This is a genomic window from Sphingomonas sp. AAP5, assembly GCF_004354345.1.
GTDB lineage: Bacteria > Pseudomonadota > Alphaproteobacteria > Sphingomonadales > Sphingomonadaceae > Sphingomonas > Sphingomonas glacialis.
Genome location: NZ_CP037913.1, coordinates 3,858,538 through 3,874,972, shown reverse-complemented (window position 1 = coordinate 3,874,972; position 16,435 = coordinate 3,858,538). Strand labels below are relative to the sequence as shown.

Below are 16,435 nucleotides of genomic sequence, written 5' to 3'. Positions count from 1 at the left end.
GAAAGCAGCATGGTACGACGGTCAATTCGAGCAGGCGTCGCAGCTGCGACCGTCTGTGCCGCTACCCCGAACGTGGCGCACGCCAGCAGCTTTGGCGACACACTCTCGAAATGCCTGGTCGATCACAGCTCGCCCGCCGACCAGACGCTGTTGGTGCAATGGGTATTCTCGGCGATCTCGGCGGGCCCCGCGGTGAAGGCGCTGTCGACGATCACACCGACGCAACGCGAAGATTTCAACCGCCGGACCGGGGTGTATTTCAATCGCCTGCTGACGGTCGAATGCCGACCACAAGCGATCGAAGCAATCAAGTTCGATGGCGTGTCGTCGATCGAAACAAGCTTTGGTGCGCTCGGCGGCGTCGCGATGCGCGGTCTGATGGGCGATCCGCTGGTGCAGAAAGAGCTCCAGCAATTGGGCAGCTTCGCCGACCCCAAGGCGATGGCCGCGCTGATCGTCGAGGCCGGAAACCCTAAAGCGGCGACCCCGGCCAAATAAGCACAAAGCCAGCGGCTTCGCCTGAGGCAGATCGACACGAGCAGGATTTGGCACCGCCTCGCGCGGTGTCAGCGACGTGGCGATCGCCGCGAGGGTTGGCGTGCGCGCTCCAAATGGCTCCGATTACGGCGCGCACCGGGCCGGAAACCGCCTGCGACACTGCAGATTCACATAAGTGAATTTATTGCTTCACATATCTGCAATATATGTCATCATTCTGTAACAGACTAATGTGGAGACTGATGATGACCCTGAAATTCGCTATCGCCATCCTTGTCGCAGGCGCGGCCGTCGTTCCGGCCGCAGCGGCGCCGACGCGCGATCCCGCCGCTGCCGTGCGCACGCTCGAAACCGTATCGCAGCTCTCGCCGACCGACGGTGGTGTCGCGATCGAGCTCGCCGCCGCCTATCAGCGCGCCGGCCGCACCGCCGATGCCAATACCGCGCTGCGTCGCGCGCTCACGCTCGACAATGCGATGCTCGAAACGCCGACCGGCGATGCCGTCTGGTCGCACCAGGTCGCCAAGCGCGCGCTCGCGCGCGACGTTGCGCTGACCGCACGTTGAGCCTGTGGCCGGCCTGACTTCGGTCGGGCCGGCTCGCGCTTTCGATTAGGCGCGCCCTTTACGCGCCCCCTTTATGCGCCCTCGAGCGCCCGCGCCCGCCGGCGCTGCACCGACGATCCGATCCCGAGCGCCTCGCGATATTTCGCAACGGTGCGCCGCGCGATATCGAAGCCCTTGGCGTTGAGCAATTCGACCAACGTGTCGTCCGACAGGATCTTGTCGCCCTCCGCCCCGATCAGCGTCTTGATCGCCGATTTGACCGCTTGTGCAGACACCGCCTCGCCGCCTTCGGACGACTGGATCGCCGAGGTGAAGAAGTATTTGAGCTCATAGAGCCCGCGCGCGCACGACAGATATTTGTTGCTGGTGACGCGCGACACCGTCGATTCGTGCATCTCGATCGCGTCGGCGACCTGGCGCAGCGTCAGCGGCTTCAACTGCGCGACGCCGTGGAGGAAGAACCCCTCCTGCTGCTTCACGATCTCGGCGGCGACCTTGATGATCGTGCGCTGGCGCTGGTCGAGCGCTTTCACCAGCCAGTTGGCACTGGCGAGCATGTCGCCGAGCCACGCCTTGCTCGCCTTGTCGCCGCGTGCGCTCGACAGTTCGGTATAATAGCTGCGGTTGACGAGCACGCGCGGCAGCGTGGCCGCGTTGATCTCGATTCCCCAGCCGTCCTTGCGCTTGGCGACGAACAGATCGGGCACCACGGCCTGGGTCGGTTCGCCGCCGAAACGGCAGCCGGGCTTGGGATCATAGCCGCGGAGTTCGCGGATCATGTCGGCCAAGTCTTCGTCATCGACGTTGCACAGCCGGCGAAGCCGCGTGAGATCGCCGCGCGCGACGAGATCGAGATTGTCGATCAGCCGCGCCATGCACGGATCGTAGCGGTCGGCTTCCTTGGCCTGAAGCGCGAGGCACTCGGCGAGATCGCGCGCGCCGACGCCGGTCGGCTCGAAGGTCTGGATGATGGCCAGCACCTGTTCGACGCGCGCCAGCGGCACGCCGAGCCGAGTCGCGATGTCGAGCAGCGACGCGGTGAGATAGCCGCATTCGTCGATCTGATCGATCAGATGCGCGGCAATGAACAGGTCGGCGCCCTCGACCGCGGTGCCGGCCTGCGCGAGCAAATGGTCCGACAGGCTGAGGCCGGTATCGGCGAAGCTGTCGAAATCGGGGCCGTCCTCGCCCGTCCCGCCGCCGCTGCTTGCGCCGTTGAGACCGAGCGACCCGTCCATCCCCGCGCCCCCCGCCTGATCGGCTGGGCTGTCATGGTGGAAGCTCTCGGCGGTGAAATCGACGTCGAGCGAGGCCTCGCCCGAATCGCCGCCAGCCAGCAGGAGTTCGTCAGCGGTGGCGGGTTGGTCGCGGATCGGTGCGTCGGGTTCACGGTCCTGTGTCGGGCCGTCGTCTTCGGGCGCGCTCGCCTCGAGCAAGGGATTGCGCTCGATTTCCTCTGCGAGGAAACCCTCGACCTCGAGGTTCGACAGCGCGAGCAGGCGGATCGCCTGCTGGAGCTGCGGCGTCATCACCAACGATTGCGACTGGCGCAGGTCCAGGCGCGGCGCGAGACTCACCGATTCGTCGCCCTGGCGTAGGCTGGGGCCGCTGCGTTTGCCGCGCCCGCTCCGCCAGGCAACCCAGCGGCCCCGGCCTGCGCCGGGGCGACGAGGGAGGTGGCGTCCACCATGATCAGAGCGAGAAGCCCTCGCCGAGATACAGCCGCCGGACGTTGGCGTCGGCGACAAGCTCGGCGGGCGAGCCGGTGAACAGCACGCGGCCGTCATAGATGATGTACGCGCGGTCGACGATCTCGAGCGTCTCGCGCACGTTGTGATCGGTGATCAGCACGCCGATGCCGCGCTTCTTCAATTCGCAGATCAGGTCACGAATGTCGGCGATCGACAGCGGGTCGATCCCCGCGAAGGGCTCGTCGAGCAACATGATCGACGGATCGGCGGCAAGCGCCCGCGCGATCTCGGCGCGGCGGCGCTCGCCGCCCGACAGCGCCATCGATGGGGAATCGCGCAGCCGCGTCAGGCCGAACTCGTCGAGCAGCGTATCGAGCCGGAGCGCGCGCTGCGCCTTGTCGGGCACGGCGAGCTCGAGCACGCTGAGGATGTTCTGTTCGACCGTCATCCCGCGGAAGATCGAGGTTTCCTGCGGGAGATACCCGAGGCCGAGGATCGCGCGGCGGTACATCGGCAGGCCGGTAATGTCGTTGCCGTCGAGCATGATGCGGCCCGAATCGGGCTTCACCAGCCCCATCACCGAATAGAAGCACGTCGTCTTGCCAGCACCATTCGGCCCGAGCAGCCCGACGACTTCGCCCTTGGCGACCGACACCGACACATCGGTCAGCACGCTGCGCTTGTCGTACGATTTGGCGATCGACACGACCGACAGCCCATCATTGACCGGCTGCTCGGCGATCGGCGGCGCGCTGTCGAGGGTCATGGTGTCGCTCATCGGGGCGTGCTCGCAGTTTAGAGTTAGCGAAGGGTTAACCGCACGGCATCTGGCAGGCTTCGTGCATGCCTATACGCCATTCGCGCCGCGCGGGATAGCAGCGGGCGCCGAATTGCCCCGCTTTCGCGTCAGTTACGCTTGGGGACCGAGAAGGTCCCGCTGACGCGACCGCCGCTGCTCGTCGTGGTGCCGGCCTTGCCGCCACCGCCGCCGCCGATCGACGAGCCGTCGATCACCGCGCGACCGGTATCGAGGTTGATCGTGAGGCGCCCGCCATTGACGGTGTTGCCCGCCTGGATCAGCGTCACCGCGCCGAGCATCGTCACGACGCGCTTGTTGAGATCGTACACCGCGAAGTTGCTGCGCGCGGTCTGGTCGGGCCGAGTCACGACGACATTCCCCGCCGCGTCGAGTCGCGACACCTGCGGGCTGCCATCGACGACCTGGCCGGTATAGGCGACCGTCATCCGCGCCGCATTGAGCGTCATCTCGGCCTGCTTCACCGACACGCTGCCCGACAGCAGCGCGCGATTGGCCTTGTCCTGCAACTCGATATGGTCAGCGCTGAAGTTGATCGGCGCGGCCGAATTGTGCGCCGTCTGTGCGCTCACGACCGCCGCCCCCGACAGAACGAGCGAAACGGCGAAAAAGGCGAGAAGGCGCTGCATCGGGACTATCTCTTCTTTCGCGGGATGATCTGCAAGTGCGCATTACCATCGAGCCGCACGATATGATTGACCAGATCGGCATTGAGCTGGTTGCCGCTGAAGGTGCCCTGCGGCACCGAGCCCGTCACCGCGCCGCCGCTCTTCATCGTCCGGGTCTTGAGATCGACCGTCGAATCCTGCGTGACGAGGCGGTAGCCGCCGCTGCCGTTGACGCGCACCGGGCCGTCGATCGTCACTTGCTGCTTGTCCATGTCGTAATGGCCATGCTCGCCGACGATGTTGGCGGGACCGTCCTTGAGCCCGATTTCCGCGGTAAGCTTCTCGAGCTTGACGATCGGTTCGGCCGAACTCTTCTGCACCGCCGACCCCGCGGTCAGCGCGAAGGCCTGGCCCTTGTCGTCCTCGCCCTTGTAGCTCGCCGACTGGACGCGTAGCCGCTCCTTGGCGACCTCGACCTTTTTCTTGTCGAGCAGGAAGCTGACATCGCCGCCCGAATAGAGCGGGAGCACGACGACGAACGCGGCGAGCACGCCGATCAGGATCGGCAGCACGATGCGCAGCGTGCCGATCACGCTGTCGTGGCTGCTGCCCGGCGCCGCCCATACCTTGCGCGAATCGCGAATCGCGCGCGCGTCAGACCGCGCGTCAGACATGGGGCTGCTCCCCGCCGCGGCTGGCATCACATGTGCGCAAAGATGTCGACTTCCGGCCAGCCGGCAATGTCGAGCTCGGCGCGCCACGGCAGGAACTGGAAGCACGCCTGCGCGAGTTCCATCCGGCCTTCGCGGACGAGCCGGCGGTCGAGCTCCTCGCGCATCGCGTGGAGATAGCGCACGTCGGACGCGGCATAATCCTTTTGTGCCTCGCTCAGCACCGGGCCGCCCCAGTCGGACGATTGCTGCGCCTTGGAGATATCCTGGCCGAGCAATTCGCGCACCAGCTCCTTGAGGCCGTGGCGATCGGTATAGGTGCGCACCAGCCGCGAGGCGATCTTGGTGCAATAGACCGGCGCTGCGGTCACTTCGAGATAATGGCTGATCGCCGCGAGATCGAACCGCCCGAAGTGGAACAGCTTCACGCGCGCCGGGTCGGCGAGCAACGCGCGCAGATTGGGTGCAGCGTAATCGCTATGGGGCGAGAAGCGGACGAGATGCTCGTCGGGGCCACCGTCGGACAGCTGTACCAGGCACAGCCGGTCGCGCGGCGTGATCAGCCCCATCGTCTCGGTGTCGACCGCGATGTCGGCGCCGGGCGCGAACAGTTCGGCGGGGATGTCTTCTTCGTAAAGATGTACAGTCATCGCCCGGCCCTAGCGGCGAATGGGCCGCTGCTCAATGGGTGGGCTTGCGCTCACCCTCGATGCGACGGGGTGCGTCCCCGCGCGCGCCGCGCCGCGATGTTGAGCGCCTCGACCACACCCGAGAACGCCATCGCCGCATAGATATAGCCCTTGGGCACATGCACGCCGAAACCGTCGGCGATCAACACCGCGCCGATCATCAGCAGGAAGCCGAGCGCGAGCATGACCACGCTCGGATTGGCGGCGATGAAATTGGCGAGCGGCGTCGCGGCCAGCAGCATCACGCCGACCGCGACCACCACCGCGACGACCATCACCGGCAGATCATCGGTCATGCCGATCGCGGTGAGGATCGAATCGATCGAGAACACCATGTCGAGCAGCAGGATCTGGACGATTGCCATGCCGAACGACAGCGCCGCGCCGGCCTTGCCGGGCGTCTCCTCGCTCGCTTCGTCGTGGTCGATCGTATGGTGGATCTCGGTGGTCGCCTTCCACAGCAGGAAGACGCCGCCCGCGATCAGGATCAGGTCGCGGACCGAGAACGCGGTTTCGAACGATGGCGCGCCGTGCGCATCGAGCGTCCCCGTCAGCCCGAGATCGAAGACCGGCCGCACCAGCCCGGCGATCCAAGCGATGATCGACAGCAGACCGAGTCGCAGGCCCAACGCCAGGCCGATGCCGACTCGGCGGACCTTTTCGCGCTGCTCGGGCGGGAGTTTGTTCGACAGCAGCGAAATGAAAACCAGGTTATCGATACCGAGCACAATCTCCATGACGATCAGCGTCGCCAGAGCGGCCCAGGCGGCGGGATCGGCGAGCAAGGCGGGGATCGACATGCCCGAGTCTGTGCCGTGCTTGCCACATCTGCGCAAGAAGCGTGTGATTCTTGCCGTATTTTCGACGAATTCATTCGCAGGGTCTGGCAATTTGCGTTACACGAATCGGTGGCACGATTGGTTTGGTGCCGAAACCCTGCGTCTTTCGTCCGACGCAACGGTTGCGATATCGATGTCGGACGAACCGGGAAGACGAACAGGGCATGAGTTTCGATAAAGGACGCCGCGGCGATCGTGGCGGGCGCGGGCGCGACAAGCGCGACGGTTTCGGCGATAGCGGCGGCTTCGACGGCGGCTTCGGCGGCGGCGGTGGCGATCGTTTCGGCGGCGGCGGCGGTGATCGCTTCGGTGGCGGCGGCGATCGCTTCGGCGGTGGCGGCGGCGATCGCTTCGGCGGCGGCGGCGGCGGCGGCGGTTTCCGCAGCGGCGGTGGCGGCGGCTTCGGCGGTGGTGGCGCAGGCGGCGGTGGCCGTGGCATGCCCCCGCAGGTTGTCGGTGAAGGCACTGGCGTCGTAAAATTCTTCAACGGGCAGAAGGGCTTCGGCTTCGTCGTGCGCGATGATGGCGGCGAGGACGTGTTCGTGCACATCTCGGCTGTCGAGCAAGCCGGCCTGACCGGTCTCGCAGAGGGCCAGCCGCTCGGCTTCACCCTCGTCGACCGCGGCGGCCGCATCTCGGCGACCGACCTCAAGATCGACGGCGAGCCGATGGCCGTCACCGACCGCGGCCCGCCGCGCGAGCGTGATGCTGCTCCCGGTGGCCCGCGTGGCGCCGCTCCTGGTGGTGCGCCGCAGCGTCAGCTGACCGGCGAGAAGGCAACCGGCACGGTCAAGTTCTTCAACGCGATGAAGGGCTTCGGCTTCATTCAGCGCGATGATGGCCAGCCCGACGCGTTCGTTCACATCTCGGCAGTCGAGCGTGGCGGCATGACCTCGCTCAACGAGGGCGACCGGCTCGAGTTCGAGCTCGAAGTCGATCGTCGCGGCAAGATGGCGGCTGTGAACCTCACGTCGATCGCTTAATCGCTTTCGTCTGACGCAAACGAGATAGACCCGGCGGGCCTTTAGGCCTGCCGGGTTTTTCTTTGTGTGCGGCGCGGGGCGTGTGCCGTACTTTCGTCAGCTTCCCGGCGAAGGCCGGGGCCCAGTCGCGCTACCAGGCGTTCGCTGGGTGTGACCAATCAACGACCCGCCCATGCCTGGGCCCCGGCCTTCGCCGGAGAAGCACAGAAAGACGATAGATGCGCCTAGCCCTTGCTGCGATCGCCCTCACCTTCGCCGCGCCCACGCTCGCGGCTCCCGGCCCCAAGGTTGCCGCGGCGAGCTTCGCGCAGCTCAAGACCCCGCTGCCGCTGCCGTATGACGAGACCGCGAACGCCAAGGCGGACGTCGCCGCGGCGCGCGCCCGCGCCAAGGCGCAGCACAAGCTGCTGCTGATCGACCTTGGCGGAAACTGGTGCCTCGACTGCCGCCTGCTCGCGGGGACGATGGAATTGCCGGGCCTGCGCGAATTCCTCGCCAAGAAGTACGAGATCGTCACGGTCGATGTCGGCCGGTTCGACAAGAATCTCGATGTGGCGGCGAAGTACGGTCTCAAGGACCATTTCGGCGGCGGCGTGCCGAGCGTGCTGATCGTCGATCCCAAGACTGACACGCTGAAAAACCCAGGCCGCACCGCCGCGCTCGCCGATGCGCGCACGCTCAGCCCGCAAGCGCTGTCTGACTGGCTGGCGAGCTGGGTCCGCTAAAGCAATCTGACCGTCACCCCGGCCTCGTGCCGGGGTCCACCGGGATGCACAGTCTCACGGCACAGCACGCGCGGCGCGGTGGCCCCCGGGACAAGCCCGGGGTGACGAAATGGGATTGCGTTCAGCCCCCCGCAAACCGGTCGGTGGCGCGGATCAGCTGGTCGAGGATGCCGGGCTCGCTATAGGCGTGGCCTGCGCCTTCGATCAGGTGGAACTCCGCCTCGGGCCAGGCCTGGTGGAGCGCATAGGCGTAGCGCGCCGGGCACGGCATATCGTAGCGGCCATGGACGATCGTCCCCGGGATTCCGGTGAGCCGCCCGGCATCGCGCAGCAATTGGCCGTCCTCGAGCCAGGCATTGTGCGCGAAGAAATGATTCTCGATCCGCGCGAAGGCGAGCGCGAAATGCCCGTCCTGGAATGCCGCGCTCATCGCCGGGTCGGGCAGCAGCGTGATCGTCTCGCCCTCCCAGATCGTCCACGCCTTGGCGGCCTCGAGCTTGGCCGCCTCGTCGTCGCCCGTCAGCAGGCGGCGATACGCCTCGATCATGGTGCCGCGCTCGGCCTCGGGGATCGGCGCAACGAAGCCCGCCCATTTGTCGGGGAACATCTCGGAGACGCCGAACTGATAATACCAGGCGAGCTCGGCCGGCGTCGCGGTGTAAATGCCGCGCAGGATCAGCGCGCTGACCCGCGCCGGATGCGACTCGGCATAAGCGAGTGCAAGCGTCGACCCCCACGATCCCCCGAACACCAGCCAGCGCTCGACCCCGACCAGCGCGCGCAGCCGCTCGATATCGTCGACGAGATGCCAGGTCGTGTTCGCCTCGAGCGCCGCATGCGGGGTCGAACGCCCGCAACCGCGCTGGTCGAACAGCAGCACGTCGTAGCGTGCCGGATCGAACAGCCGGCGATGGCTCGGCGAAATGCCGCCGCCGGGCCCGCCGTGGAGGAACACCGCGGGCGTCGCGCCGGGGGTGCCGCAGCGCTCGTAGGCGATCGTGTGGCCGTCGCCGACGTCGAGCGTGCCGCTCGCATAAGGTTCGATCTCGGGATAGAGCGTGCGCAGGTCGGTCATCGAAACGGGTCCGGAGCCAGAGGTCATTTGAGCGGGATCGGCCGCCCTTCGACCATCACATAGCCGATCTTGAGCACCGCGGCAGGGTCGACCAGCGGATCGCCCGCGACCGCGATGAGATCGGCCGACTTGCCGATGTCGAGCGTGCCGGTCTCGGCCGCCAGCCCGAGCAGATCGGCGCCGCCCTTGGTCGCCGCGATCAGCGCGTCGCGCGGGGTCATCCCGCCCTTCGTCACCATCAGCCCGAGTTCCTCGCCGTTGCGCCCGTGTGGATAGACCGCGGCATCGGTGCCGAGCGCGATCGGAACGCCGGCCTTGTAGGCGCGGTTGAGCCCCCTGCCCCACACCGCGAGCGTCGCGCGCCCCTTCGCCTCGGCATTGGCGGTGAACACGCCCTTGCCGAGATATTGCTGAAGCCCCGAAAAGGCCATGAGCGTCGCCGAATAGTACGTGCCGTGCGCCTTCATCAGCGCGACGCCGGCATCATCGACGAAGGTGCCATGCTCGATCGAATCGACCCCGGCGCGCACCGCTGCGGCGATTCCCTTGGGGCCATGCGCGTGCGCTGCGGCCTTGAGGCCAAGCTGGTGCGCGGTGTCGCAGATCGCCTTCATTTCCTCGTCGGTGAAATGCTGTTCGAGGCCGATCTTGCCATCGTCGAGCACACCACCGGTCGCGTGGAACTTGATCACGTCGACGCCGTACGCCGCGACGCGCCGCACCGCCTTGGCGCATTCGAGCGGCCCGGTGCACACCCAGAATTGCTCGCCGCTCGCGTCGATCGCATGGCGCAGATCGGGGTTGAGCCCGACCGTGCCGTCGCCATGCCCGCCGATGATCGACAGCGCCGGCCCCGAGACGAGGATGCGCGGCCCGGGAAAGCTCCCGTCCTTGACCGCGTCGCGCATCGCGATGCTGGCGGCAGGCAGTCCGCCGAGATCGCGCACCGTGGTGAAGCCCGCGCGCGCGGTGATCAGCGCGTTCTTGAGGCCGATCGTCGCGGCATAGGGTTCGGAATACCCCGGCGTCAGGCCCTTGTACCACGGCTCGCCGGCATTGCTGGTGAGGTGGACATGGACGTCGATCAGCCCGGGCAGCACCGTCCGGTCGCGCAGATCGACCACCGTCGCGCCGGCGGGCGCGGTGGCGCCGTCGTCGATCCGCACGATCCGACCGTCGGTGACGATCACGGTCGAGGCGCCACGCTCGGGCTTGGCGGCGTCGACGATCAGATGGCCGGCCTGGATCGCGAAGGTTTCGGCAAGCAGCGGCGTGGCAGCGGTCGAGGCCAGCACTGTGGCCATGGCGATCAGGACTTTGCGCATCATTTCCCCCTGGGTTTTTGCGCGCAGCCTAATCGCTGCGGGGGCGGTGTCGAGGGGTCACGTGATCAGCCGCTCGAGCGCCGCGACGGTGTCGGCCTCGGCGGCGGGCTTGTCGGTGCGGATCCGCGCGATGCGCGGGAAGCGCATCGCCACGCCCGATTTGTGGCGCTTCGATTGATGGATCGAATCGAACGCGATTTCGAGCACGAGCGTCTTCTCGACCTCGCGCACCGGGCCGAACCGCCCGGTCGTATGGTTGCGCACGAACTGGTCGAGCCGCTTCAATTCCTCGTCGGTGATCCCCGAATAGGCCTTGCCGACGGGGAGCAAGGTGCCGTCCTCGGTCCAGCAGCCGAATGTGTAATCGCTGTAGAAGGACGAGCGGCGTCCCGAGCCGCGCTGTGCGTACATCATCACGCAATCGGCGGTGAGCGGATCGCGTTTCCATTTGTACCACAGCCCGGTCTTGCGCCCGCCGACATAGGGCGAATCGCGCCGCTTGAGCATCACGCCTTCGATCGCGGCATCGCGCGCGCCCGCGCGAATGCCCTCGAGCGCGGTGAAATCCTCCGCCGCGATGACGGTGCTGAGATCGAACCGCTCGGGGTCGAGCCGCGACACGAAGGCCTCGAGCCGGACACGGCGCTGGTCCCACGGCAAAGGGCGGAGATCCTCGTCGCCATCATAGAGAATATCGTAGAGCCGCACGAACGCCGGCGATTCGGCGAGCATCTTCGCCGAAACGACCTTGCGCCCAAGCCGCTGCTGCAACGCGTTGAAGCTTGCAGCCCCACCCTCTTCGGTCGCCGAGCCTTGCGCGTCGCCTTTCACCATCAACTCGCCATCGAGCACGCCAGGCGTGGTGAAGTCGCGTGCGACCTCGGGGAAGCTAGCCGTCACATCGTCGCCGGTGCGGCTGTAGAGCCGCGTCGTGCCGGCGACATGGACGATCTGGACGCGGATGCCGTCCCACTTCCACTCGGCGGCATAGTCCTTGAGGTCGACGCGCAGCTCCTCGAGCGGGTGCGCGAGCATGAACGGTCGGAACACCGGCACGTCGGCGGCGGTCGGCTGCGGCCCGCGCCGCTCGGCCCAGTCGAACAAGGCGGTATAGGGCGGCGCGATGCCGTGCCACACTTCCTCGACCGCCTCGACATCGAGATCGAAGCCGTTGGCGAGCGCGGTCTTGGCGAGCCGCGACGACACGCCGATGCGCAACGCCCCCGTCGCCATCTTGAGCAGCGCGAAGCGTTCGTCCGAATCGAGCCGGTCGAGCATCGCGGCGAGTGCGGCGGGCGCATCGGAGCGCGACAGCGACGACAGGCGATCAACCGCCTGCGCGATCGACAGGGGTTCGGGGTCGGGCGCGATCGGCGGGGTCGGCCACAGCAATGCGACGGTCTCGGCGGTATCGCCGACATAGTCGCGACTCATCCGGAACAGCACCGGATCGACGCGCTGCTCGATCAGCGTGCGGATCACCGCGGACTTGACGCCGGGCAAGTCGAGCTCGCCCGTCAACGCCGCCATCGCCCAGCCGCGATCGGGATCGGGCGTGACGCGCAGATAATCGGTGATCAGCTTGAGCTTCGCGTTGCGCGAGCGGGTGTAGATCAGCCGGTCGAGAAGGTCGGCAAAAGCGCGCATTGTCCCTCAACATGCGCGCGGCGCTGGGGTTCCGCAAGCGGCATCCCGCGCTTGCTCCGAGCGGCGCGGAATCCTAGGCTGGATGCCATACCCGATCCTCGAAAGGTTCTGTCATGCGTGAAGCTGCGATCGTCTCCACTGCCCGTACCCCGATCGGCAAGGCGTATCGCGGCGCGTTCAACGCGACCGAGGCGCCGGTGCTTGCGGCGCATGTAATGAACGCCGCGGTGGCGCGCGCGGGAATCGACCCGGCGCGGATCGACGAGATCTTCTGGGGCGTCGGCAATCAATGGGGCAGCCAGGGCGGCAATGCCGGACGGATGGCGACCTTCGCCGCCGGCTTGCCCGAAACGGTGCCGGCCTTCACGCTCGACCGCAAATGCGGATCGGGGCTCACCGCGATCGCGCTCGCCGCGCGCTCGATCATGTGCGACGAGATCGACGTCGCGCTGGCCGGCGGAATGGAATCGATCAGCCTGACGGTGACCAAGGACGCGCCGCGCTACGTCAACCAGTCGGTGATCGCGCGGGAGCCCGCCGCCTATATCCCGATGATCGAAACCGCCGAGATCGTCGCCGAGCGCTACAATATCAGCCGCGCGGCGCAGGACGCCTATGCCGCGATGAGCCAGCAGCGCGCCGCGCGCGGACTCGAGAGCGGCGCGTTCGCCGAGGAGATCGCGCCGATCACGGTCGAGAAGGCGCTGTTCGACAAGGCAGGGACGCGCACCGGCAGCGAGACGGTGACGCTCGCGCAGGACGAGGGCATTCGCGCAGGGACGACGGCGGAAGCGCTGGCGGGGCTCAAGACCGTATGGCCGGGCGGCGATTTCTCCGGGCCCGGTGCGAACGTCACCGCAGGCAATGCCAGCCAATTGTCCGATGGTGCCTCGGCGCAGATCGTGATGGACCATGCCACCGCCAAGGCCGAGGGGCGCGAGGTGCTCGGCGTGTATCGCGGCTTCCAGGCGGCGGGGTGTGGACCCGACGAAATGGGGATCGGCCCGGTGTTCGCGATCCCCAAGCTGCTTGCGCGCGCTGGCCTTTCGGTCGCCGATATCGGGCTGTGGGAATTGAACGAGGCGTTCGCCTCGCAATGCCTCTATTGCCGCGACGCGCTCGGCATCGATCCCGAGCGCTACAACGTCAACGGCGGCGCGATCGCGATCGGACACCCGTTCGGCATGACCGGCAGCCGGCTCGTCGGGCACGCGCTCATCGAGGGTCGCAAGCGCGGCGTGCGCTGGGTCGTGGTGTCGATGTGCACCGCGGGCGGAATGGGCGCAGCGGGGCTGTTCGAAATCGTTTAGCCACGCTAGGGGCACTCCGAACAAGGCTAGTTTTTGCCTCCTTAACAAGAGCAAAGCAGCAAAACGGGGTGTCAGGCTAAACAATGTTACAGTTTTTGTTTTGCCCCTATCTGTTTAATCTATGTTAGCGACCGCATCGAGTGCGGAACAGGGGCAGGTGTGACCCGTTCTACAGACATGTCGACCGGTGCTCGCTATGAGGTTCTCCTGGTTCCATCGGAAATGTCTTTGACCACTTCCGAATGGACTTGGCGTCGCCTTGACGGCGACGCAAGCGTTTCCGCGCACGGACTGCGCCATGCGACCTTGCCCGAATGCTTCGCCGAGGTGCGCGACCACGCCAAACAGTTTGGCCCGGCGACGGTCGCGGTCAATTTGCACGGCGACGCCGCGCCGCTTCCGCAAGGTGGCGAGGCGCTCTTGCCGAGCCGAGACGGTGGCTTCGCGAACCGGCTCGCTCCGAAGGCGCTGCTTCGGAGACGATCGGCGCTGCGCGGCTAGTCGGCGAAGAGCAAGACGGGCGTTTCGAGATAGCGCTTGAGCGCCTGGACGAAGCTGGCCGCATCCCAGCCATCGACGACGCGGTGATCGCAGCTGATCGACAGGTTCATCAGCTTGGCGCGGACGATCTCATCTCCGACGAAGACCGGCCGCTCGACGATCTTGTTCGGCCCGATGATCGCGACTTCGGGACGGTTGATCACTGGCGTCGTCGCGATTCCGCCGAGCGGGCCGAGCGAGGTAACGGTCAGCGTGCCGCCGCCCATTTCCTGCGGCGTGAGCTTGTTGGCGCGCGCGGCTTCGGCAAGGCGGAGGATTTCGCTGGCGAGCTGCCACACGTTGCGGTCCTGCGCGTCGCGGATGACGGGGACGGTGAGGCCCGCGTCGGTCTGTGTCGCCATGCCGAGATGCACGGCACCGTGACGCGTCACCACGCCGGCTTCGTCGTCATAGCGCGCGTTGATCATCGGGAAGGCGGGGATCGTCTTGCAGATCGCGGCGATCATCAACGGCAGCATCGTCAGCTTGGGGCGGTTGCCGCGCGCGCCATTGAGATCGGCGCGCATCGCCTCGAGCGCAGTGACGTCGATTTCGTCGACATAGGTGAAATGCGGGATCGCCCGCTTCGACGCCGCCATGTTCTCGGCGATACGGCGACGCATGCCGATGACCTTGATCGGTTCGTCCGGGCGCGCGTTGCTGGCGTGGGGGGCGTGATAGCCCTGGCCCTGGCCGTAGCGGAGGAAGGCGTCGAGATCGCTGTGGCGGACGCGGTCGGACTCGGTCTTTACCTGGGTAAGGTCGATGCCGAGATCGGCCGCGCGCGCGCGGACCGCGGGGGAGGCAAGCGCCTTCTCTTCCCCCCTCCCGCTTGCGGGCGGGGACGCAGCCACGGGCGGAGCGCTGGCGGGGGCGTCCTGTCCTCCCCCGGCCCCTCCCGCAAGCGGGCGGGGAGCAGGTTGCGCTTCCTCGACGCCGGGGTTCTCGGCTTCATATTGCTGCGCGACCTCGACCTGCTCGGCCGACGCAGGCGCCGCCTTCAGCTCGGCCGGCGCGTCATCGCGCAACGCGGGCGCTTCCTCAGCACCAACGTCCGCGGCGTCCGTCTCGATCACCACCAGCGCAGCGCCGATCGACACTTGGTCGCCGACCTCGCCCGCAAGTTCGACCACCACGCCCGACACCGGCGATTCCATCTCGACCGTCGCCTTGTCGGTCATCATGTCGGCGACCTGCTGGTCCTCTTCGATCCGGTCCCCGACCGCGACGTGCCATGCCACGATCTCGGCCTCGGAAATGCCCTCGCCAATGTCGGGCAACTTGAACGTAAAACGCGCCATTATGCGTCCTTCATGATCTTCTTGAGCGCCTCGCCGATGCGGACGGGGCCCGGGAAATATGCCCATTCGAGGCTGTGCGGATACGGCGTATCGAAGCCCGTCACGCGTTCGATCGGGGCTTCGAGATGGTAGAAGCAGCGCTCCTGCACCAGCGCCGACAATTCGGCGCCGAAGCCCGAGGTGCGCGTCGCCTCGTGCACGATCATGCAGCGCCCGGTCTTCTTGACCGACGCCTCGATCGTTTCGATGTCGAGCGGGACGAGCGTGCGCAGGTCGATCACTTCGGCGTCGACGCCCGCCTCTTCCATCACCGCGAGCGCGACATGCACCATCGTACCGTAGACGAGCACGGTCAGCGCCTCGCCGGGGCGCACGACCTTGGCCTTGCCGAGCTCGATCTTGTAATAACCGGTCGGCACCTCGCCCGCGGGATGCTGCGACCAGTTCTGCGTCGGCTTGTCCCAATGGCCGTCGAACGGGCCGTTGTAGATGCGCTTGGGCTCGAAGAAGATCGTCGGATCATTGTCCTCGATCGCGGCGATCAGCAGGCCCTTGGCGTCGTACGGGGTCGAGGGAATCACGGTCTTCACGCCCGAGATGTGCGTGAAGATGCCCTCGGGGCTCTGGCTGTGCGTCTGACCGCCGAAGATGCCGCCGCCGAACGGCGAGCGCACCGTGATCGGCGCGGTGAATTCGCCCGCCGAGCGATAGCGCAGCCGCGCCGCCTCGCTGACCAACTGGTCGAGCGCGGGGTAGATGTAATCGGCGAACTGGATTTCGGGGACGGGACGCAGGCCGTAGGCGCCCATCCCGACCGCGACGCCGATGATGCCGCATTCGCTGATCGGCGTGTCGAACACGCGGGTCTTGCCGTATTTCGACTGCAAGCCGGCGGTCGCGCGGAACACGCCGCCGAAATAGCCCACGTCCTCGCCCATCACGATCACGTCGGGGTCGCGGCCCATCATCACGTCCATGGCGGAGTTGATCGCCTGGATCATGTTCATGCGAGTCGAGGGTTCGGCGTCTGCCGCGGGCATGACGCTGGATTCGGTCGTTTCACTCACAACATAAACTCCGTCATCCCAGCGCAGGCTGGGATCTCGTGCGGCACGCGCGCGCTCGGGAACAGGGAGACCCCAGCTTGCGC

17 protein-coding genes are annotated in these 16,435 nt (G+C 66.8%); 6 read left to right on the top strand and 11 right to left on the bottom strand.

Features of this window, described 5'->3' with window-relative positions; all coding sequences use genetic code 11:
• The first annotated feature begins 9 nt into the window (after positions 1-9).
• A complete protein-coding gene (locus tag E2E30_RS18040) occupies positions 10-498 on the top strand; it encodes a hypothetical protein (protein ID WP_165954560.1) in 489 nt (162 codons plus the stop codon).
• A 245-nt stretch (positions 499-743) separates the two neighbouring features.
• Positions 744-1,064, top strand: a complete 321-nt coding sequence (locus E2E30_RS18035) for a tetratricopeptide repeat protein (RefSeq protein ID WP_240698979.1) — start codon at positions 744-746, stop codon at positions 1,062-1,064.
• 71 nt (positions 1,065-1,135) lie between these two features.
• On the opposite strand, the gene rpoN is transcribed toward E2E30_RS18035, so the two are convergent.
• The 6 genes from rpoN to E2E30_RS18005 all read right to left on the bottom strand — a co-directional run bounded on the left by rpoN (position 1,136) and on the right by E2E30_RS18005 (position 6,340).
• Complete coding sequence (rpoN, locus tag E2E30_RS18030; protein ID WP_133191734.1) at positions 1,136-2,641, bottom strand: RNA polymerase factor sigma-54; 1,506 nt, start codon at positions 2,639-2,641, stop codon at positions 1,136-1,138.
• Positions 2,642-2,756: 115 nt separating this feature from the next.
• A complete protein-coding gene (gene lptB, locus E2E30_RS18025; protein WP_133191733.1) occupies positions 2,757-3,533 on the bottom strand; it encodes an LPS export ABC transporter ATP-binding protein in 777 nt (258 codons plus the stop codon).
• A 128-nt stretch (positions 3,534-3,661) separates the two neighbouring features.
• Positions 3,662-4,201 (bottom strand): LptA/OstA family protein, encoded by a 540-nt coding sequence (locus E2E30_RS18020; protein ID WP_133191732.1) that lies wholly within the window; start codon positions 4,199-4,201, stop codon positions 3,662-3,664.
• A 5-nt stretch (positions 4,202-4,206) separates the two neighbouring features.
• Positions 4,207-4,854 (bottom strand): LPS export ABC transporter periplasmic protein LptC, encoded by a 648-nt coding sequence (gene lptC / locus E2E30_RS18015; RefSeq protein WP_133191731.1) that lies wholly within the window; start codon positions 4,852-4,854, stop codon positions 4,207-4,209.
• A 26-nt stretch (positions 4,855-4,880) separates the two neighbouring features.
• A complete protein-coding gene (locus E2E30_RS18010; RefSeq protein WP_133191730.1) occupies positions 4,881-5,501 on the bottom strand; it encodes a ribonuclease D in 621 nt (206 codons plus the stop codon).
• A 50-nt stretch (positions 5,502-5,551) separates the two neighbouring features.
• A complete protein-coding gene (locus tag E2E30_RS18005) occupies positions 5,552-6,340 on the bottom strand; it encodes a TerC family protein (RefSeq protein ID WP_133191729.1) in 789 nt (262 codons plus the stop codon).
• Positions 6,341-6,543: 203 nt separating this feature from the next.
• Here E2E30_RS18005 and E2E30_RS21150 point away from each other — a divergent pair, with 203 nt between their 5' ends.
• Positions 6,544-7,362 carry a cold-shock protein gene (locus tag E2E30_RS21150; RefSeq protein WP_133191728.1) on the top strand — a complete coding sequence of 273 codons (819 nt, stop codon included), beginning with the start codon at positions 6,544-6,546 and terminating at the stop codon, positions 7,360-7,362.
• A gap of 218 nt (positions 7,363-7,580) precedes the next feature.
• Positions 7,581-8,087 carry a thioredoxin family protein gene (locus E2E30_RS17995; RefSeq protein ID WP_133191727.1) on the top strand — a complete coding sequence of 169 codons (507 nt, stop codon included), beginning with the start codon at positions 7,581-7,583 and terminating at the stop codon, positions 8,085-8,087.
• A 121-nt stretch (positions 8,088-8,208) separates the two neighbouring features.
• On the opposite strand, the gene pip is transcribed toward E2E30_RS17995, so the two are convergent.
• The 3 genes from pip to E2E30_RS17980 are packed head-to-tail and all read right to left on the bottom strand — an operon-like array spanning position 8,209 to position 12,134.
• Positions 8,209-9,162, bottom strand: coding sequence for a prolyl aminopeptidase (gene pip / locus E2E30_RS17990; protein ID WP_133191726.1), 954 nt, complete (start codon positions 9,160-9,162; stop codon positions 8,209-8,211).
• 23 nt (positions 9,163-9,185) lie between these two features.
• On the bottom strand, positions 9,186-10,487 hold the full coding sequence (locus E2E30_RS17985; protein WP_240698978.1) for a metal-dependent hydrolase family protein: 1,302 nt from the start codon (positions 10,485-10,487) through the stop codon (positions 9,186-9,188).
• Between the two features lie 57 nt (positions 10,488-10,544).
• Complete coding sequence (locus E2E30_RS17980; RefSeq protein WP_133191724.1) at positions 10,545-12,134, bottom strand: cisplatin damage response ATP-dependent DNA ligase; 1,590 nt, start codon at positions 12,132-12,134, stop codon at positions 10,545-10,547.
• Between the two features lie 113 nt (positions 12,135-12,247).
• Between E2E30_RS17980 and E2E30_RS17975 the strand changes: the two genes are divergently transcribed.
• Positions 12,248-13,444, top strand: a complete 1,197-nt coding sequence (locus tag E2E30_RS17975; protein WP_133191723.1) for an acetyl-CoA C-acyltransferase — start codon at positions 12,248-12,250, stop codon at positions 13,442-13,444.
• Positions 13,445-13,672: 228 nt separating this feature from the next.
• Complete coding sequence (locus tag E2E30_RS17970; RefSeq protein ID WP_133191722.1) at positions 13,673-13,945, top strand: hypothetical protein; 273 nt, start codon at positions 13,673-13,675, stop codon at positions 13,943-13,945.
• On the opposite strand, the gene E2E30_RS17965 is transcribed toward E2E30_RS17970, so the two are convergent.
• Positions 13,942-15,285: a dihydrolipoamide acetyltransferase family protein gene (locus tag E2E30_RS17965; RefSeq protein WP_133191721.1), complete on the bottom strand. Its 1,344-nt coding sequence runs from the start codon at positions 15,283-15,285 to the stop codon at positions 13,942-13,944. The genes E2E30_RS17970 and E2E30_RS17965 overlap by 4 nt on opposite strands.
• Complete coding sequence (locus tag E2E30_RS17960) at positions 15,285-16,292, bottom strand: alpha-ketoacid dehydrogenase subunit beta (RefSeq protein ID WP_133192184.1); 1,008 nt, start codon at positions 16,290-16,292, stop codon at positions 15,285-15,287. Before E2E30_RS17960 ends, E2E30_RS17965 begins: the two co-directional genes overlap by 1 nt.
• Positions 16,293-16,435: the final 143 nt, after the last annotated feature.